This is a genomic window from Maricaulis sp. (genome assembly GCF_039978735.1).
Lineage (GTDB): Bacteria > Pseudomonadota > Alphaproteobacteria > Caulobacterales > Maricaulaceae > Maricaulis.
Map to the genome: position 1 here is coordinate 38,570 of NZ_JBDWAS010000009.1, position 19,269 is coordinate 57,838.

Consider the following 19,269-nt stretch of genomic DNA (forward strand, 5'->3'; position numbering starts at 1 on the left):
CTAGCCGTGCGGCCGGCCCACGCTGGTGTATTCGAAGCCCGCATTCCCGGCCTGGTCATGCGTGTAGATATTGCGCAGATCGACCAGGACCGGCGCCTTCATGGTCGCCTTCAGCCGCGGCAGGTCCAGTGCGCGGAACTCGTTCCATTCGGTGATGATCACCAGCGCATCGGCACCCTCTGCGCAGAAATAGGGGCCGGAGACGAACTCGACATTCGACAGGAGTTTTTCTGCCTCGACCGTTCCGGCCGGATCGAAGGCGCGGATCGTCGCGCCGGCCTTCTGCAGGGCCGGGATGATCTCCAGGCTGGGCGCCTCGCGCATATCGTCGGTATTCGGCTTGAAGGTCACGCCCAGCACGGCGATCGTCTTGCCTTTCACATCGCCACCGCAGGCCGCGATCACCTTGTCGGCCATCGCCCGCTTGCGCGCATCATTGACCTCGACCACCGTCTCGATCAGGCGCAGCGGCGAGCCGGCATCCTGGGCCGTGCGGGTCAGGGCCAGCGTATCTTTCGGGAAACAGGACCCGCCATAACCGGGACCGGCATGCAGGAATTTGCCGCCGATCCGGTTGTCCAGACCCACGCCCTTGGCGACTTCCTGGACATTGGCGCCCACATGCTCGCACAGGTCCGCGATCTCGTTGATGAAGGTGATCTTCATCGCCAGGAAGGCGTTGGCGGCATACTTGATCAGTTCCGACGTACGCCGTGCGGTAAACACGATCGGCGTCTCGTTGAGGAAGAGCGGACGGTACAGCTCGCGCATCAAGGTGCGGGCGCGGTCGTCATCCGTGCCGACGACAACACGGTCCGGCCGTTTGAAATCATCGATCGCCGCACCTTCGCGCAGGAATTCCGGATTGGAGACGACGGCAAAATCGGCATCCGGACGGGTTTCACGGATGATCCGTTCAACCTCGTCACCGGTGCCCACCGGCACCGTCGATTTGGTGACCACGACCGTATAGCCGTCCATCACCTCGGCCACTTCCTTGGCGGCCGCGTAGACATAGCTGAGATCGGCATATCCGTCGCCGCGGCGCGACGGTGTGCCCACCGCGATGAAAACCGCATCGGCCGTGCGCACGGCGTCGGTGAGATCCTGGGTGAAGCTCAGGCGTCCTTCGCGCACATTGCGCTCGACCAGAAGGTCCAGACCCGGCTCGTAGATCGGGATCCCGCCGGATTTGAGCATCTCGACCTTGGACGCATCCTTGTCGACACATACGACCTCATGTCCGAAGTCGGCGAAACAGGCCCCCGACACCAGTCCGACATAGCCCGTTCCGATCATCGCCACGCGCATGCGCCACTCCTATTCTGGTCGGCCCCGGTATCGCCGAGCCTATCCGGCGGCGCAAGGCCCAAGGCCGACGAGGTACAGCATTTTCCGATCGTCAGTTCACGGCGTCCTCGATCGCGGCGCGAATATCGCCAACAACCTGCTGGATCTTCGCTTCATCGCCCTCGGCCATGACCCGGATAACCGGCTCGGTACCGGAGGCGCGCACCAGGACACGACCATCCTTGCCCAGACGCTTTTCACCCGCCTCGATCGCCTTTTTGACCGCCTCTGTTTCCAACGGAGCGATGCCCTTCTTGACGCGGACATTCTCGAGCAATTGCGGCGCGGGATCGAACACCTTGAGGAGCTCGCTCGCGCGTTTCTTGCTCTCGTTGACGACACGCAGGACTTGCAGCGCCGCAATCAGGCCGTCACCGGTCGGCGCATGGTCGGGCATCACGATATGGCCGGACGCCTCGCCGCCCAGATTGATGCCGGTTTGCTTCATGCGCTCGGTGACATAGCGGTCACCGACCTTGGTGCGCTCCAGCGAAAGCCCGATCCCGGACAGGTATTGTTCCAGACCCAGATTGGACATGACCGTGGCGACGATCGCATCCTGGCTCAGCTCACCCTGTTCTTTCCAGTGGCGTGCCAGCAGGCCGAGGATCTGGTCGCCGTCGATCACACGGCCCTTCTCGTCACACAGGATCAGCCGGTCGCCATCGCCGTCCAGTGCGATACCCAGATCGGCGCGGTATTTCACGACTTCCTTGGACAGGCGCGCAGGCGCGGTGGAGCCGCATTCCTCGTTCACATTGAAGCCGTTCGGCTCGACCCCGATCGGAATGATGTCGGCACCCAGCTCCCACAGCACGTCCGGTGCCACCTTGTAGGCAGCCCCATTGGCGCAATCGAGCACCAGGCGAAGGCCGGACAGGCGCTGGGCCCGCGGGAAGGTCGATTTGACGATCTCGATATAGCGCGCCTGGGCATCATCGATCCGCTTGGCCCGGCCCAGGTCCGCCGGCTTGGCCAGATCGTCGGTCAGGCTGCCATCCATGCGCTTTTCGATCTTCAGCTCGGCCTTGTCGTCCAGCTTGTTGCCGTCCGGACCGAACAGCTTGATGCCGTTGTCATGATAGGGGTTGTGCGATGCGGTGATCATCACGCCGAGATCGGCCCGCAGCGAGCGCGTCATCAGCGCCACGGCCGGCGTCGGCAGCGGGCCGAACAGGAAGACATCCATCCCGACCGAGGTGAAACCGGCGACCAGCGCCGACTCGATCATGTAGCCGGACAGGCGGGTATCCTTGCCAATCACCACCGAATGGCGCCCGGAATGGCGCACGAAATGCTTGCCCGCTGCCATGCCCAGGCGCAGGGCCGTTTCCGCCGTCATCGGGAATGTGTTCGTCAGGCCGCGGACGCCATCCGTGCCGAAATACTTCTTGCCCATCAGGCTGCCCTCTCTGTGCCCCGCCTCCTATATAGGAGGTTGTGCCTTACGCGAAGTGAATCGGTGCGCTGGACGGTCCAGCTTCCATGGGCTAGGCGTTGGAACTCGCTCAGGGTTCTGACAGCGTTCGGGGGAAGACATGTCGCCAATTCGCAAAGCCGTTCTGCCCGTGGCCGGGCTGGGAACGCGGGTCCTGCCGGCGACCAAGTCCATCCCCAAGGAAATGCTGCCCGTCTTCGACCGGCCGGCGATCCAGTATGTGGTCGATGAAGCGCGCGCCGCCGGGATCGAGCATTTCGTCTTCGTGACGGGCCGGAACAAGTCGGCCATCGAGGATTATTTCGACAGCGCCTACGAGCTCGAGGACACGCTGCGCGAAAAGAACAAGACCGCCATCCTGCAGGAACTCGAGCGCATCCGGCCGGCGCCGGGCTCGATGAGCTTTGTGCGCCAGCAGGCCCCGCTGGGCCTGGGCCACGCCATCGCCTGTGCCCGCGACATCATCGGCCAGGAGCCCTTCGCGATCCTGCTGCCCGACATGCTGGTCAAATCCGCCAAAAGCTGTCTGGCGCAGATGGTCGAGGCTTACAACAGGGTTGGCGGGAATGTGATCGCCGTCGAGCCCTGCGAAGACCCGTCATCCTATGGCGTTATCGATCCGGTCGACCGGTCCGGTCCGCTGATGAAGATGAAGGGCATGGTCGAGAAACCGCCGCGCGAGAGCGCGCCGTCGAACCTCTTCATCACCGGCCGCTATATCTTGCAGCCGGAAATCTTCCCGCTGCTCGACGACCAAGCGGCCGGGGCCGGTGGCGAGATCCAGCTGACCGATGCCATGGTGCGCCTGATGGACAGCCAGGACTTCCACGCCCTGGAATATGACGGCACGTCCTATGACTGCGGCAGCAAGCTGGGCTATTTCCGCGCCAACCTTGCTTACGCCACATCCGATCCGGAGCATGGCGAAGCCGCCCGCGCCATGCTGAAAGATTTCGGCTAGACCCACCCGCTCAGGCTATCCCCTCGCGCCAGTTCCGGTACCAGTCGGCAAAGCGTGGCAGACCGTCTTCCAGACGGGTCGTCGCCTTGTAGCCATAGTCGGCTTCCAGCTTTCTCGTGTCCGCAAAGGTGCGCGTGACGTCGCCGGGCTGCATGGGCAGCATGATCTTCTCGGCCGTCATCCCCAGCGCGCGTTCCAGCGTCTCGATCATGTCCATCAGCCGCACCGGCGACGAACCGCCGATATTGTAGACGGCATGACGGCCACGCGCCGGAGCATCGGCCAGGATGCGGCAGAGCGGCTCGACGATATCGTCGATATAGGTGAAGTCCCGCTCCATATCGCCATTATTGAAGACCTTGATCGGACGGCCCGACAACATGGCATCGGCGAACAGCCAGTAGGCCATGTCCGGCCGCCCCCAGGGCCCGTAGACCGTGAAGAAACGCAATCCGGTCGCCGGAATATCGTAGAGCGAACAATAGGATGCGCTCATCAGCTCGTCGGCGCGCTTGGTGGCGGCGTAGAGCGAGGCCGGTGTCTCCGACGCGTCGGTCTCGGCGAAGGGCACGGCCGAGCGCTCGCCATAGACCGAGCTGGACGAGGCATAGACAAGATGGGTCAGATCATCGCCCAGCCGCCGCGCCGCCTCCAGGATTGCCAGATGGCCGAGCAGGTTGGAGCGGGCATAGGCGAAGGGGTTTTCCAGCGAGTAGCGAACCCCGGCCTGGGCCGCGAGATGCAGGATACGGTCAGGCTGTTCGCGCTCGACCAGCGCCATCACGGCCGCGTTGTCGGCAAGATCGAGCCGTTCGAAGCGGAATCCCTCATGCCTTTCAAGGCGTGCAAGACGCGCCTGCTTGAGAGCCGGGTCGTAATAGGCGTTCAGATTGTCGAGACCGACCACCCGCTCGCCGGCGGCCAGCAAGGCCTCGCTGGCATGATATCCAATGAAGCCGGCCGCGCCGGTCACCAGGATTGTCAATGAACCTCTCCCCTGCCTGTCCGGCGACAGTGCTAGCGCAATTCGCGAACAGAAACAGTCCTGTTGGGCTTGCTGCCCGATGCCGTGTCAGCTCAGGCCGACACGCAGCAGGTCGTGCAGGTGCAGGATGCCGACCGGCTTGTGGGCGTCGTCGACAATGAAGAGCTGGGTGATTTTCAGCGAACCGGCCGTCATCTCCCGCAGCGCGTCGGCGGCCAGCGCCTCGCTGCGCCCGGTTTTCGGATTGCGCGTCATGACTTCGCAGGCGGGGCGGTCGACCAGGTCATTACCCATGTGACGGCGCAGGTCGCCATCGGTGATGATGCCGGCCAGGCGGCCCGTATCGTCCAGCAGGCCGACACAGCCGAAACTCTTTGCCGTCATCTCGATCAGCACTTCGCTCATCGGTGCCAACTGGGATGCCAGCGGCACGGCATCGCCGGCATGCATGACATCGGCGACCGATGCGAGGGCCGCGCCCAGCGCACCGCCGGGATGGAAGGTCCGGAAGTCGGCAGCCGTGAAGCCACGCGTTTCGAGCAAGGCAACGGCCAGGGCATCGCCCAGCGCCATCATCAGCGTCGTCGAGGTGGTCGGCGCGCGGGTCTCGCCACACGCTTCCGGCGCGTCGGGAACCGCCAGCAGATAATCCGCCGCCCGGCCCAGCGTGCTGTCGGCCTTCGTGGTCATGGCGACCAGCGGCACACCGAAGCGGCGGCAATAGGCGATCAGATCGCCCAGCTCTTTCGTCTCGCCCGATTTCGACAGCGCCAGCACGGCATCCTGCTCGCCGATCATGCCGAGATCACCATGGCTCGCCTCGGTGGGGTGGACGTAGTAGGCGGGCGTGCCGGTGGACGCCATTGTCGCCGCGATCTTGCGCGCGACGTGGCCTGACTTGCCCACCCCGGCGCAGATAACCCGCCCCTTCATCTCGGCGATCCGGTTTACCGTCGCGACGAAGGTCTCGCCGATCGATCCGGCCAGCAGGTCCAGCCCGTCCCGCTCGGTTTCGATGACACGGCGGGCCGATACGGCGGGGTCGAACTCGGGCATGGGATTTCCTCGGGCGAGCGCTGGGCAGACAGGACAGGAGCGCTCCCATACCAGAACCGCGCACGTCCGGGGAAGAGACGTGCGCGGCCAGAGCGGCGTTGTCGCGTGGTCCATAAGGGGGACGGAGAGGGACCAGGCATTCGTGACGCCGCGATATCCGCCGGGTCGGCAGGGCTCCAAGACGGGGCTCTGCAGGACTGCAATGACAGGAAACGGCCCGGCAGGGACGATCCCTGAAACGCAAACCCGGAACTACTGGAAGCTTTATACCACAAGGCGCAGGGCTTGCCCATGCCCGACTTTGTCCATGACGCCTGCCGCGGGCGCCGCGCCTTGCCCGGGCGCGGCAGGCGGGCTATCGCTGCGCCGGCACCGCCCGCAGACGCTGCAAGAGGAGACTGACATGCCGCAACTCGCCCTCATCCGGCACGGCCAGAGCGAATGGAATCTGCAGAACCGCTTCACCGGATGGGTCGATGTCGATCTCACCGATGAAGGCGTCGCCCAGGCCCGCCGCTCCGGCGAGCTTCTGGCGAAGGCGGGCTTCAAGCCGCAACGCGCCTATGTCTCGGTGCTCAAACGGGCGATCAAGACGCTGAACCTCACCCTGGAAGGCCTCGACCGGCTGTGGATTCCCGTCGAGAAATCCTGGCGTCTCAACGAGCGGCACTATGGCGCTCTCGCCGGTCTCGACAAGGACGAGACGCGCGCGAAACACGGTGCCGAGCAGGTGAAGATCTGGCGCCGCTCCTTCGACACACCGCCGCCGCCGGTTGCCGAGGATCACGAATTCCACCCGGCCAATGACGAACGCTATGCCGACGTGCCGCGCGAACTCCTGCCGGCCGCGGAGAGCCTCAAGCTGACCCTCGACCGCGTCGAGCCCTACTGGACCTCGGAAATCCTGCCGCACCTGAAGAAGGGCGAGACCCTGGCCGTCGCCGCGCACGGCAACAGCCTGCGCGCCCTGGTGAAACTCCTGTTCCAGGTGGGCGATGCCGAGATCATGGAGGTCGAGATCCCGACCGGAAATCCGCTGCTGATCGATCTTGATGAGGACGGCACCACCATTCTCGGCGCGCGCTATCTCGACGAGAGCCGCGCCCAGCCCCTGCCGCCCCTGCCCTGATCATGGCCAGCGTCGCCGACCGCCGATTCATGGGCCTGGCCCTGGCACTGGCCCGCGGTCAGCTGGGACGCACCGCGCCGAACCCGGCGGTCGGCTGTGTCCTGGTGAAGGACGGCCAGATCGTCGCGAACGGTGCCACGGCCGATGGCGGACGCCCCCATGCGGAGCGCGTCGCGCTGACCCATGCGGAAGCCATGGCGCGCGGCTGTACCGCCTATGTCACGCTCGAGCCCTGCGCGCATTACGGCCGCACACCCCCGTGCGCCCTCGGCCTGATCGAGGCCGGTATCGCCCGCGTCGTCATCGCCTGCCTCGATCGCTATCACGAAGTCGCCGGGCGCGGCATCGCCATGCTGGAAGCCGCCGGCATCGAGGTCGTCACCGGCCTGGGCGAGGCGGACGCGCAAGCGCTCTACGAGGCCTTTTTCCACCGCCTGGAGACCGGCACCCCCCTGCTCTTCGCCGACAGCCGGACCGCCGGTTATGAAACCGCGCTGGATCCGGTCCCGGTCTCCGAACGCGATACCACGCTCAAGCAACTGGGAGAGCAGGGCTTTTCCCGGGTCCGGATCGCACCGGATACAAAATTCGCCCGTGACCTGGTCGCCCGGGGGCTTGCACGCCAGGCCGAACACAGCCGCGACACCGTGTATTAACTCTCCCGCGCTAGCGTGGTTCTCTGGTGTCTCCACCGACAGGACCTGCGAATGCAAGGGCGGAAAATCGAATTCAAGATGCTGAACCAGGCGCAGGTCGACATGATCTGCGAACGGCATGAGCGTCTGTGGTCCGGCAAGGCCGGCGGCGCCCGTGCAAGCTTTGCCTACAGCATCGTCGAGAATCTCGACCTGTCGAACCGCGACCTGTCCGATGCCGATTTCTCCGGCGCCGTGTTGCGGGGTGCAAATCTCTCCGGCGCCACGCTGAACAGCGCGATCTTCTTTGCCGCAGACCTGCGTCGCGCCAGCCTGGAAGGCGCCTGCCTGCGCCGGGCCGATCTGCGCGGCGCGATCATGCGCGGTGCGAACCTGACCGGTGCCGACCTCACCGAGGCCGACCTGCGCGAAGGTGCGATCGCCCAGATCGACAAGGAAAAGGGTCTCGCGGTTCTCACCCACAAGACCCAGGGCAATGATTCCGACAAGGCCAACTTCACGGGCGCAAACCTGTCCCGTTCGAAAATGGCCGGCATCACGGCACAGAAATCCGACTTCACCGACGCGATGCTGCTGGGCACGCGGATGATCCGCGCCAATCTGCGCGGTTCGTCTTTCCAGGGCGCAAACCTGGAAGGCGCCGACCTGTCCGGTGCAGACCTGACAGATACCGATTTCACCAATGCCGTCCTGATCGGCACCAAGACCGTCATGGCCAAGAAGGACCGGATGCGCACGGATGGTGCGCTGACCGAGGCGCCGGTCGGTATCGATGCGAACACGCTCGACAACCCGGTCGCCAACCAGATCGCCGAACACATGAAGTGGTGCGAGACGAACGGGCGCGAGGGCAAGCCCTCCCTGTTCGACGGCACCGATCTGCGCGGCCTGACCTCGCTGGCCGGCAAGACACTGACCGCCTTCCACGCCCGGGGCGCGACGCTGTACGGGCTCGATCTGGAAGGCGCGCAGCTGCAGGGCGCACGGCTTGAAAAGGCCGACCTGCGCATGGTCTCGCTGCGCGGCGCCGACCTGCGCGGCGCCGACCTGACCGGCGCAAACCTCTCCAATGCCGACCTGCGCGATTGCCAGCTGGGACCGCTGCTGCTGGAAGGCAACCGCATCCTGCCGGCTTCCCTGGCGGGCACCCGGGCACGCTATACCGATTTTCGCGGCGCCGACCTGCGGCAGGTGAAAGCCACCGGTGCCGACTTCTCCTACGCGCATCTGGACGGATCCGATGTGCGCCGCGCCCTGTTCGGCGGATCCTGTTTCACCGGAACATCGTTCGACGAACGTTTCCTGGAGCAGGTGGCCTCGATCGAGGGTGCCGTCGATCTCAACGCGGCCTGACCTTCCCGCGCCATTCCATCCCGACAATAAAAAGGGCGGCGGACAGATGTCCGCCGCCCAGTCATTGGGGGGGATAATCGTGAGTGCAGAAGCGATCAGGCAGCTTTCGTCTTGCCGCCCTCGATCAGCTTCGCCTTGGTCTTGCCGGACCCGGCCTTGATCTCGATCCGCTTCGGCTTTGCGGCCTCGGGGATTTCGCGGACCAGACGGATCGTCAGCAGGCCGTTCTTCAGCCCGGCATCGGTCACTTCGACATGGTCAGCCAGATGGAAGCGGCGCTCGAAGGCGCGCTCGGCGATACCACGATGCACGAAGCGGCGTTCGTCGGCGTCGGTCTTCTCGGCAATCCGGCCGGACACGGTCAGCACGTTTTCCTGGACTTCCACGGTGAGGTCTTCCTCACCGAAACCGGCGACGGCGAGCTCGATCAGATACTCGTCATCGGCAACGTGCTGGATGTTGTAGGGGGGGTAGCCCTGGGATTCGATCTTGGTGGCCGAGTCCATCATGTCGGCCAGGCGGTCAAAACCGACGATCGAACGGTAGAGCGGGGTAAAATCGACAGTACGCATAACAGTCCATCCTCCTTCAGAGCGATAAACAGGTCCGGACGGGCCGGACGGTTGACGGGGACCGCCACGCACACTGGCCGTGGCCGGTCCGCAGGTCCCGTTGCGGCAACCTGCGCGAACTAGTTGGGGAGGCGATCACGATTTCGCAAGCCCCGAGCGAAGCAATTGCGCCGCCGCCCGGGCTTGGCTAGGACAGGACAACGGAGACAGGGAGACTTCCATATGCGCACCAAGGCCCTCGCCGCCCTTCTTGGCGGCTCGATGTTGCTGGCATCCTGCGGAAATTCGCAGACCGATACGGACACGGATACGGAAGCGGCTGCACCGGAGACCGCCGCCGAAACGGCTGCCGCCCCGGAAGCGGAAACCGCACCGGCCCCGGATTATTCCGACATCGAGACCGTCCTCGCCGGTGACTGGCGGGGCGAGGCGGCCGAACGCGACGAATGGCGGCACCCGCGCGAAACGCTGGAATTCTTCCAGATCGACCCCGGCTCCACCATCGTCGAGATCTGGCCGGGCGGCGGCTGGTACAGCGATGTTCTGGGCCCCTGGATCGCGGCCAATGGCGGCACCTATGTCGCCGCACACTTCCCGGCAGATGCCGCGAGCAACTACCAGCAGCGTTCGCGCGCCGCGTTCGAAACGCGCATCGAGAACAACGCCCTGTACGGCGAGCCGCAGCTGGTGGACTTCAGTGCCGATGGCGGTCTGGACATGGAAGACGGCAGCGCCGACGCCGTGCTGACCTTCCGCAATGTCCATAACTGGATGAATAACGGCTTTGCCGAACGCGCTTTTGCGGAATTCTACGATGCCCTTCGCCCGGGCGGCGTGCTGGGTGTTGTGGAACACCGCCTGCCCTCCTCGCGCGAACAGGATCCGATGTCGGCCAACGGCTATGTGCAGCAGGCCTATGTCATCGCCATGGCCGAGGAAGCCGGGTTCGAACTGGTCGACACCTCGGAGATCAACGCCAACCCCGCCGACACGGCCGATCACCCGCTGGGTGTCTGGACCCTGCCGCCGGTGCGCCGCTCACCCCAGGAAGGCGATGAAGGCTACGAGGATTTCGATCGCGACCATTTTGACGCGATCGGTGAAAGCGATCGCATGACCCTTCTGTTCCGCAAGCCGGTTGCCGGCTCGGAAGGCAGCGGGGAATGATACGCAGCATCCTTGCCATGGCTGGCGCCGCGCTCCTGAGCGTGGCGCCAGCCATGGCGGACGATACCGCCAGCGAAGTTGAACGCATCGCTGGCCCCTTGCCGCGTTTCTTCCCACATCTGGAAAGCTATCTCGACATTCCGGACGCCGAACGCAGCCATTTCCGGATGGCCTATGTGGTGAGCTCGGCCGACGGCATCCCGCCCGAGGATATCCGGATGTGGTACGATCATGACGGCGAGACGCATCAGTTCGCACTGGATGCCACGGGCCGCATTACCCGGCTTCCCGGCCTGCCCGCGCTGGATGCCGAACCGGATGTGTGGATCAACCAGCCGGCCGGCGGCGGGTTCTCCCTGTCGATGCAGTTCGAGTATTCCGGCCCCGGCGCGACTGAGTTTTCCCGCGACGCGCTTGCCATGAGTGTGGAACAGGCCAACCGGGCGATCCGGTCGGCTGCGGGCGTCGCCGCACTGTTTGCCCCGCGGATGGAATCCGTTGTCTTTGTTTTCGACGGCGCTGCCCCCGAGGCCTGGGCCGTCGACCAGGACGGAGAGCGTTCACCGCTGACGGTTCAGGAGAACCGGGCATTCTTCAGACCGGCAGACCGGCGCAGCCGCTCGATCGAGTGCATCGAGTTCGGCCGCGAACCGGTGAGAATCCTGCTCGACAGCTAGATCAGGATCGTTTCCTGCGGAACCGCCCCTGCTTCAGAATCCTGGGTGATCGCGTGATCGAACCGGTGAACCGGTTTCCACTTCACCTGATCACGCTTCAGAATCCTGAGCGGTCGCGTGATCGAACCGGTGAACCGGTGCCCACTTCACCTGATCACGCTCTGGCGTGCCGCGGCGGCGAGCAGCGGCAGGACGCTTTCAAGCAGAGCCTCCGAAGCCGCCGCCACCACCTGGCCGCCGCCGCTGGGATCGCCGCCGCGCCAGTCGGTCACGACCCCGCCCGCACCCTGGACGACCGGCATGAATGCCTGGACATCATAGATCTGAAGCCCGCTCTCGATCACCAGGTCGACGCCGCCAGCTGCAAGCATGGCATAGGCATAGGCGTCATACCCGAAACGGCACAGCCGGGCTGTCCGGCGCACCTGTTCGAACGCCGCCGCTTCATCGCCGCTGAACAGATAAGCATCGGTTGTCGCGAGGATCGCCTCGTCGAGGCTCGTCCGCCCGCTGGTGCGCAATTCCCGCTTCGCGCCGTCATGCCACAGCGCTGCACCGCCGGGCCAGCCTGCAAACCGTTCACCGATATGAGGCTGGTCGATGACACCGACTTCGGGCCGTCCGCCCTGTTCGAGCGCGATCAGCACGGTCCAGGTCGGAAGCCCGGCGATAAAGGCCCGTGTCCCGTCGATCGGATCGAGGATCCAGCGCCGTGCGCCATCGCGCACCGTTTCGCCGAATTCCTCTCCGAGAATGCCGTCATCGGGCGCCCGCTCCGCCAGAACAGCGCGCATGGCTTCTTCGGAGGCCCGGTCTGCCGCCGTCACCGGGTCGAAACCCGCCGTCAGCTTGTTTTCCACGGCCAGCCCGGAGCGGAAATAGGGCCGGATCGCCGCCCGGGCGGCATCGGCCATCCGGTGTGCGGTCTCCAAGTCGTATGACGGGTCGTAGCCAGACATGAAAAGGCGCCTAGCATGGCCCTCGCCGCCACGCCAGACGCCTTGTCGTTGTCCCCCCGGACCTCGTATCAGGCGGCGTCGTTTGCCGGCTCGCCCGGCTCAAGCGACTTGGCCAGTTCCAGCAGGCGTTTGCGCGGACGCTCGCCCAGCCGGTAATAGGCGCGGATCAGATCCATCGTCTCTTTCTGCGAGAGAATGTCCGCCGACAGGCGCGTGTCGCTGTCGACCTGATCGCGCTGGGACAGGCCCTCATAGAAATACTGCACCGGCACATCGAGCGACTCGGCCAGCTCGAACAGCCGGCTGGCGCTTACGCGATTGGCACCGCACTCATACTTCTGGATCTGCTGGAAGCGGATACCGACGGATTCCGCCAGCTGCTGCTGTGTCAGCCCCAGGAGCCGGCGCCGGCGGCGCAGGCGCTTGCCCACATGAAGGTCGATATCGTTCGTCATACTACTCGCCGCCTGTTCTTCGCGTCTCGAAATGCGCCGCATTGGGACGCACACCTCACAGGGGAGCAAAGCGCGTGCCGGGCGAGGGCGGATCAGTGATTTCGCGTAGGATGGGTATTGTCAGGCCGGCACACAGCCGGACCAGTCGGTGTAGGTCAATTCCCTGACAATCTTGCGCATTTCGGCTTCGAAGCCGGCGAAGCCCGGTGCCATGACGACCCTTTCCTCGTCGAGATAGAGGCTGCGATTGATCTCGATCTGGATCACATGCACCCCGTCGGCAGGCCGCCCATAGTGTTCCGTCGTATAGCCGCCGGCATAGGGAATGTTCCGAACTGTGACGTAGCCGCGATCGCGCAGCACGGCCTCGACCCGGTCCGTGATACGCGGGTCGCAGGAGGAGCCGAACCGGTCACCCAGGACAAAATCGACACCGCGCGCACTGGCGTCCGGCATGGAGTGCATGTCGATCGCCAGCACGAAGCCGTGCGTGTCCCGCAGATCCGACAGCAGCCCCTCAAGGGTCGCGTGATAGGGCTCGTAGAAGCGCTCGATCCGGCTGCGCGCTTCGGCATAGCGCAGGCGGCGGCGATAGAGGGCGCGGCCCTCGAAACCGATTCGCGGGACCACGCCCAGCCCGGATGCGGCACGCCGGGAGACGGGTGCCGTCTGATCCGGCAGGCGGTCCGAGAACATCCCCGGATCGAGTTCCCACGGCCCCCGGTTCGGATCCACGAAAACGCGCGGAAACTGCGCCGTCACGAGATGGGCGCCGAACTCCGGCGCGGAAGCAATCAGCGTGTCCACATAGGCATCCTCGGACCGGCGCAGCTGGTCGAGGGTCAGGCAGGTCAGCGACTGCATTTCCGAGGTGTAGTGCCGCCCCGAATGCGGCGAGGCGAACACGACCGGCCGGGCCGGGCCGGACGGCCGCGCGACCCGGACCGCATCGGTAGACGCATTTGGATTTGCCGAAACATCCAAGGCGAGCGATGATGGGTTTGCAGCGTCCATGGGTCAAAGAGTGGGCAGCTGCACTCCGCCGGTCAAGCGCTACAGCGCGTTCAGCGGGTTTTTACCAAGCGCGTGTAGGTTGCCGTCAATTCGAGTTTTCGCAAGGGTGGGACCTGAGATGGCAAAGATACTTCTGGCAGAAGACGATGATTCGATGCGGGACTTCCTCGCCAAGGCCCTGAAACGGGCCGGGCACGAGGTTCTCGTGTGTTCCGACGGGGAGGAAGGACTGGATGCGATCGGCGAACAGCCGGCGCAGTTCGACCTTCTGCTGACCGACATCGTGATGCCCGGTGTCGACGGGATCGAGCTGGCACGGCGTGCCGCAGAGATCGATCCGGCGCTCAAGATCATGTTCATTACCGGCTTCGCCGCCGTGGCCCTGAACCCCGGCTCCGGCGCCCCGACCAACGCCAAGGTGCTCTCCAAGCCCTTCCACCTGCGTGAACTGGTCGACGAGGTCGCCCGGGTGATGGCTGCCTGACAGCAGGCAACCCGGACAACACGCAAAGCGAAGGCCGCGCCCTCTCCGGGGCGCGGTCTTTTTTTTGGCGTTCGCTTGCTGAAACACAAAAAGAAAGGGCCCGCTCTTGCGAGCGGGCCCCAACTTTTCGGTTCGGCGAAGCTCTCTTAGAAAGCCTTGCTGACGCGAATGAAGGCGCGACGACCGACCAGGTCGTAACCAGCACCCCGCGGGACGGAGCGGGCATCGAGACCGTAACGGCTCGAAACGTCTTCATCGATCTGAACCGGAGCGGTGTCGAACACGTTGTTCACACCGACGCGGACGGTCCAGGTATCCGCTTCATAGCTGACCGAAGCGTCGTGGTAGAGCGTCTCGCCGGCCGTGTAGCAACGGACAACGTTCAGCGTACCATCAGCGCTCAGGCAGTTGGTCGGAACCGTATCGGTATCAGCCGTCTGCTCACCGATGTAGCGGGTCTGCCAGAAGCCGGTCCAGTTACCCGTCATCAGACGGAAGGTACCGGTGGCACGCCACTCCGGATAGCCGATCTCGGTATCGTAGGTTTCAACCGAGGTATTGCCTGCGACAGACGTCGTCTGGGAGACTTCGTCGGTCCAGGTGGACACCACATCCAGTTCAGCACGGAAGGAGCGGCTGAACGCGTCGAAATCCTTGCCGAAGCGGGCATTGATGTCGACACCCGAGGAGACCTGCTCTGCGATGTTGAACGGCGTCACGTCAACATTGACCAGGAAGTTGGTCAGCGGATCACGCGGGCCGATACGAGCGCAGTACGGGTCGTTCGGGAAGTTGCTCGACGAATAGCACGAGCTGACAATCTGACCGGTGGTCGGATTCTCAACAGCGTCCTCGATCGTGATTTCGTAGTAGGACATGCCGAACGTGGCGTCGAAGCTGTCGAACCAGGGCTGCTCGACCACGAAACCAGCCGTGTAGGACGTGGAGGTTTCCGGATCGAGACCGGTGTTGCCGCGGTTGGCACCTTCGATCGAGCCACCGAACACACCCAGCGAGAAGCTGAACGGATCAATGCCTTCGGCCTGACAGTTCGCCAGAACGGTCGCGGAACGGGTCTCACCCGACGGATCGTAGTCGAACTGCTGGTCACCATCCAGGTCGTTCTGGGCCAGGGCCGGCACGCGGCACGGATCAGGGTCGCCAGCGAAGAAGGTCTGACCGGCCAGGAACAGCTCTCGCAGGTTCGGAGCGCGGAAAGAGGTACCCGCCGTCGCACGCAGCGTCAGCCAATCCGTCGGCATATAGCGGAACTTCGCCGAGTACACGGAGTTTTCGCCGTAGAACTCGTTGTTCACGAAGCGTGCCGCGAGGTCGACGGAAATCTCTTCCGCCAGGGCAGCGCCGCTGACCAGCGGGATGGAGACTTCGCCGTAGGCATCCCAGGATTCCACGGAACCGACGGTCGGCTGGTCGGCGAAGAAGCCGTCAAGCAGACCGCGGGCAGCGGTATCGTCAGCCTTGGTTTCGATGGCGGTTTCGCGCCATTCCATACCCAGCACCGCACGGACTTCACCAGCCGGCAGTTCGAACACCGGACCGGTCACGAAGCCGCCGAGCATCCGCTCGTCGACAAACGTGGTCACATCGCGAACACCACGCAGATAGTTGGTGATGTCTTCGGTGGTGTAGCCGCCCGTCGAGTAGGTCGGGGCACCACCATCGGTACGCCACAGACCCGTGTCGAGCGGGTTGAACGGAATACAAGCTTCCGGAGACGGCGTGCCCTGGAAATCGCCCTGCTGGTCGAAGTCGATGCCTTGGGCACAGATGACTTCACCCGAAACCGGGTCGATATCGTGGTGGATCGACTGCCACAGTGCGTTCTCGCGCACGCCCGTACGGCGGGAATGACCCTGCGAACGGGTGTAGGCAACGAACGTTTCGTAGTCCCACGAGTTCAGGCCGAGGAAGCCGAGATCGCCTTCCAGGCCGCCGATGAAACGGTACTGCGTCAGGTCGACATCAAGAATATCGCGCCACGGCTGGGTCGGACGGGTGGTGAAGGCGTCGCCTTCCCACGGCGTACCGACGAACGCACCTTCGTACGGCGTGCCGACGAAGCTGGAGTTCCACGGATTGTAGGCGTTGTCCGCCGGCATCGTGACATCCATCGTCGTCGTGTCGCGCAGCATGAACGTCTGGCGATTGGCCAGGTTGAATTCCATGAATGCCTGCGTACCCGGAAGCGTATCGCCGATGTCGTAGGTGCCGCGGAAATAGGCCGTGGTCGATTCACGCGACGGCGTCAGCCAAGCATCCTGATTCAGGTTAAGCGAGGTGACGTAAAGCGGATCCGTCGTGAAGTCCCAAGCAATGAAGCCCGGCAGCGACACACCGGGCGTACCCGGGAAGGAGTAGGAACCGCCGCCGTTCGGGTCGGCGACGAACGCACAACCACCGCACGAGACGCCAACCCACGCACCGAAGGCCTGCCAACCGTGGCTGTTGCCTTCCGTACGAACCGGAATGTTCGTACCCGGCTGATTCTCGTCTTCGATGATGTCGATCGGGCCGTAGCGGGTCCCGGTGTACATCCAGTCACGGCTATTGCCGAGCATTTCTTCGGTCTGGCTGTATTCGACACCGAAGATGAACTCGGCCCGGTCCGTGCTGGACCCCATCAGGAAGCCAACCTGGCTCTGCTCACCACCACCGTCGGTGAAGGTGCGGAACGCATCAACCTGGAAGCCTTCATAGCTGTCGCGCAAGATCACGTTGACCACGCCAGCGACGGCGTCAGCACCGTACACCGACGATGCACCGTCGAGCAGGATGTCGACGCGCTGGATCATGGTGGACGGAATCAGCGAGATGTCCGGCGAGGTCGGAGCGCCTTCCACACCGGCCGGAGCCAGACGACGGCTGTTGACCATCACCAGTGTACGAGCGTCGGAAAGACCGCGCAGCGACACCGTTTGGCCGCCCGGGCCAGCAGATGTAACGCTCGTCGCGTTCACAGTGGAGTCCAGCTGGAGCCCCTGCACGACGGTTGTATTGCGAAGGATATCGCCAACATCGACCAAGCCGGCTTCGGCAATGGTTTCGTTGTCGATCACCTGAAGCGGCGACGTCGACGTGAAGGCGTCACGACGGATGCGCGAACCTGTGACGACGATGCGGTCTTCCGCAGCCACTTCCTCTTCTTCTTCAGGCTCTTCGACCTGAGCGACCTGCTGGGCGTAAACCGGCGAAACGGAAAGTCCCGCAGCGGCAAGGCCAGCAAGAATTGTGGAGCGCAGCAAGCGCTCCCGATCCCAAATATTGCTCACGATTGTACCCCTTGTTAGTCGAGTTGCGCGCTTGCCCTTTATGGGCTTGTGAAACACGCATGGAGGGTCACCCCTACCTGCCGGGCACTATGTCGAAACTCGCAAGCGCTTGAAAGCGCCAGTCACAACATCGCGGCGTTTCGTGCCGCAGTTGTTGCAGAAAAGTCATACAGTCTTGATGAAGCTGTGACGGAAATCCGAACATCCCGGCAGCAAGCTGCAAAGAGCTGTGATTTCCTGCACACATCTGGCTTGCGCTTGCGGCGAGCTGACGCTAGAAACCCGGCTCCTCGCGTCGGATGGGCGATTAGCTCAGCGGGAGAGCACTTCGTTGACATCGAAGGGGTCACTGGTTCAATCCCAGTATCGCCCACCATCCACCTCACAATTTCCCTGAACATGCCGCGCGGCTGAATCGGTCGCAGCTGCCATGTCTTTGCGTTCTGCCGCGAAGCGCCTAAGTCAGGGCCTCGATCATTGCGCAGCAGGACAGCATCATGGACGACCGCCTTCGCACAGCCCTTCAATCGGTGACCGAACGCCAGTCGGGCCGGAACCTCGTGGATGCGGGCCGCGTCGAGGCCGCTTCGATCATGGGCGATACGGCCACGATCATCCTGTCGCCGCCCGTCGCCGGCGAACCGGATCTGGATCGCCTGCGCCCCGAAATCGAACAGGCCGTTTCCGCGCTTGAGGGGATCGGGCGCGTGCGCACCGTAATGACGGCGCATCGCGACAATGCCGGCGCCCAGGGCCGTCAAAAGCCGAAAAAGCGTCAGCAGGACCGGACCGCCTCCGCCCCCAAACCCGCAAAACGCATCATCGCCGTCGCCTCCGGCAAGGGCGGTGTGGGCAAATCCACCATCGCCGCCAATCTGGCCGTGGCCCTGGCCCGGGAAGGCCTCAAGGTCGGCCTGCTGGACGCCGACATCTACGGCCCGTCCGCGCCGCGCCTTTTTGGGCTCACGGATGTGCCGGGACTCCAAAAGACCGATGCCGGTGTCCAGCCCCTCATGGCCCACGGCGTGAAGATCGTGTCGATGGGCTTTGTCGTGAAACCCGGCGCCGCCGTCGTCTGGCGCGGACCAATGGTCCAGGGCGCCATCCGGCAATTTCTCGCCGACACCGATTGGGGCCAGCCCGATGTGCTGATCCTCGACATGCCGCCGGGTACCGGCGATGCCCAGCTCGCCATCGCCCAGGACATTCCGGTCGACGGGGCCGTGATCGTCTCGACACCCCAGGATCTCGCCCTGGACGATGCCCGCAAGGCAATGAATCTCTTCGACCAGACCCATGTGCCCATTCTCGGCATGGTCGAGAACATGTCCGTCTTCATCTGCCCGCATTGCGGGGAAGGCAGCCATATCTTCGGCCATGGCGGTGTGAAGGCCGAAAGCGAGGCCCTGGGGGTCGACTATCTGGGCGATATCCCGCTGCACCCCGACCTGCGCACGCGTTCCGACGCCGGCGAACCGATGGCGCTGGACGACGGCCCGGTCGGCAAGGCATTTGCCCGCGTCGGCCGCGCTGTCATGTCTGCAGCGGAAACGGCGTCCAAGCCGGCACCGGAAATCGTCTTCGACTAGAGTCTGTACCCAATTCGGGGATTCTCAGATTGAGCGACGCATGATTCACTCTTGGCGTGGGCGTTTGAGCCAGGAGGCGAAGATGGCGCGCTATGATTTGAGTGACGAGGAGTGGGCGATTGTTTCGCCGCTCC

At 64.1% G+C, this 19,269-nt stretch carries 17 protein-coding genes and 1 tRNA gene; 9 read left to right on the forward strand and 9 right to left on the reverse strand.

The features are described 5' to 3' along the window. Positions 1-1,311 carry a UDP-glucose/GDP-mannose dehydrogenase family protein gene (locus tag ABJO18_RS03025; protein WP_348507280.1) on the reverse strand — a complete coding sequence of 437 codons (1,311 nt, stop codon included), beginning with the start codon at positions 1,309-1,311 and terminating at the stop codon, positions 1-3. 91 nt (positions 1,312-1,402) lie between these two features. Continuing rightward, positions 1,403-2,749, reverse strand: a complete 1,347-nt coding sequence (gene glmM, locus ABJO18_RS03030) for a phosphoglucosamine mutase (protein WP_348507281.1) — start codon at positions 2,747-2,749, stop codon at positions 1,403-1,405. Between the two features lie 139 nt (positions 2,750-2,888). Here glmM and galU point away from each other — a divergent pair, with 139 nt between their 5' ends. Next, positions 2,889-3,749, forward strand: a complete 861-nt coding sequence (galU, locus tag ABJO18_RS03035) for a UTP--glucose-1-phosphate uridylyltransferase GalU (protein ID WP_348507282.1) — start codon at positions 2,889-2,891, stop codon at positions 3,747-3,749. A gap of 10 nt (positions 3,750-3,759) precedes the next feature. Here the strand turns inward: galU and ABJO18_RS03040 are convergent, their stop codons facing one another. Together ABJO18_RS03040 and ABJO18_RS03045 are read right to left on the reverse strand one after the other, a co-directional pair. Beyond that, positions 3,760-4,734: an NAD-dependent epimerase/dehydratase family protein gene (locus ABJO18_RS03040; RefSeq protein WP_348507283.1), complete on the reverse strand. Its 975-nt coding sequence runs from the start codon at positions 4,732-4,734 to the stop codon at positions 3,760-3,762. 87 nt (positions 4,735-4,821) lie between these two features. Further along, positions 4,822-5,790 (reverse strand): KpsF/GutQ family sugar-phosphate isomerase, encoded by a 969-nt coding sequence (locus ABJO18_RS03045; RefSeq protein ID WP_348507284.1) that lies wholly within the window; start codon positions 5,788-5,790, stop codon positions 4,822-4,824. Positions 5,791-6,193: 403 nt separating this feature from the next. On the opposite strand from ABJO18_RS03045, the gene gpmA reads away from it, so the two are divergent. The 3 genes from gpmA to ABJO18_RS03060 are packed head-to-tail and all read left to right on the forward strand — an operon-like array spanning position 6,194 to position 8,928. Beyond that, the gene (gene gpmA / locus ABJO18_RS03050; protein ID WP_348507285.1) at positions 6,194-6,919 is read left to right on the forward strand and encodes a 2,3-diphosphoglycerate-dependent phosphoglycerate mutase; all 726 of its coding nucleotides are present in this window, start codon (positions 6,194-6,196) and stop codon (positions 6,917-6,919) included. 2 nt (positions 6,920-6,921) lie between these two features. Beyond that, complete coding sequence (gene ribD, locus ABJO18_RS03055) at positions 6,922-7,575, forward strand: bifunctional diaminohydroxyphosphoribosylaminopyrimidine deaminase/5-amino-6-(5-phosphoribosylamino)uracil reductase RibD (RefSeq protein WP_348507286.1); 654 nt, start codon at positions 6,922-6,924, stop codon at positions 7,573-7,575. 51 nt (positions 7,576-7,626) lie between these two features. Further along, entirely contained in the window at positions 7,627-8,928 is a 1,302-nt protein-coding gene (locus ABJO18_RS03060; protein ID WP_348507287.1) for a pentapeptide repeat-containing protein, read from the forward strand. Positions 8,929-9,023: 95 nt separating this feature from the next. Here the strand turns inward: ABJO18_RS03060 and ABJO18_RS03065 are convergent, their stop codons facing one another. Beyond that, entirely contained in the window at positions 9,024-9,500 is a 477-nt protein-coding gene (locus ABJO18_RS03065; RefSeq protein WP_348507288.1) for an Hsp20 family protein, read from the reverse strand. A 222-nt stretch (positions 9,501-9,722) separates the two neighbouring features. Here ABJO18_RS03065 and ABJO18_RS03070 point away from each other — a divergent pair, with 222 nt between their 5' ends. Next, a complete protein-coding gene (locus ABJO18_RS03070; RefSeq protein ID WP_348507289.1) occupies positions 9,723-10,667 on the forward strand; it encodes a methyltransferase domain-containing protein in 945 nt (314 codons plus the stop codon). Continuing rightward, positions 10,664-11,344, forward strand: coding sequence for a hypothetical protein (locus ABJO18_RS03075; protein WP_348507290.1), 681 nt, complete (start codon positions 10,664-10,666; stop codon positions 11,342-11,344). The genes ABJO18_RS03070 and ABJO18_RS03075 overlap by 4 nt, the downstream gene beginning before the upstream one ends. Before the next feature lie 146 nt (positions 11,345-11,490). Here the strand turns inward: ABJO18_RS03075 and hisN are convergent, their stop codons facing one another. From hisN to ABJO18_RS03090, 3 genes are all read right to left on the reverse strand, one after another. Continuing rightward, positions 11,491-12,303 carry a histidinol-phosphatase gene (gene hisN / locus ABJO18_RS03080; RefSeq protein WP_348509058.1) on the reverse strand — a complete coding sequence of 271 codons (813 nt, stop codon included), beginning with the start codon at positions 12,301-12,303 and terminating at the stop codon, positions 11,491-11,493. Positions 12,304-12,371: 68 nt separating this feature from the next. Then, positions 12,372-12,758, reverse strand: coding sequence for a helix-turn-helix transcriptional regulator (locus ABJO18_RS03085; RefSeq protein WP_348509057.1), 387 nt, complete (start codon positions 12,756-12,758; stop codon positions 12,372-12,374). A gap of 120 nt (positions 12,759-12,878) precedes the next feature. Further along, on the reverse strand, positions 12,879-13,742 hold the full coding sequence (locus ABJO18_RS03090) for an N-formylglutamate amidohydrolase (RefSeq protein ID WP_348509056.1): 864 nt from the start codon (positions 13,740-13,742) through the stop codon (positions 12,879-12,881). Positions 13,743-13,890: 148 nt separating this feature from the next. Here ABJO18_RS03090 and ABJO18_RS03095 point away from each other — a divergent pair, with 148 nt between their 5' ends. Next, complete coding sequence (locus ABJO18_RS03095; protein WP_075188630.1) at positions 13,891-14,256, forward strand: response regulator; 366 nt, start codon at positions 13,891-13,893, stop codon at positions 14,254-14,256. Between the two features lie 146 nt (positions 14,257-14,402). Here the strand turns inward: ABJO18_RS03095 and ABJO18_RS03100 are convergent, their stop codons facing one another. Further along, positions 14,403-17,546: a TonB-dependent receptor gene (locus ABJO18_RS03100; protein WP_348509055.1), complete on the reverse strand. Its 3,144-nt coding sequence runs from the start codon at positions 17,544-17,546 to the stop codon at positions 14,403-14,405. Positions 17,547-17,847: 301 nt separating this feature from the next. Between ABJO18_RS03100 and ABJO18_RS03105 the strand changes: the two genes are divergently transcribed. After that, positions 17,848-17,922, forward strand: a tRNA-Val gene (locus tag ABJO18_RS03105). 121 nt (positions 17,923-18,043) lie between these two features. Further along, a complete protein-coding gene (locus ABJO18_RS03110; RefSeq protein WP_348509054.1) occupies positions 18,044-19,135 on the forward strand; it encodes an Mrp/NBP35 family ATP-binding protein in 1,092 nt (363 codons plus the stop codon). Positions 19,136-19,269 lie beyond the last annotated feature (134 nt).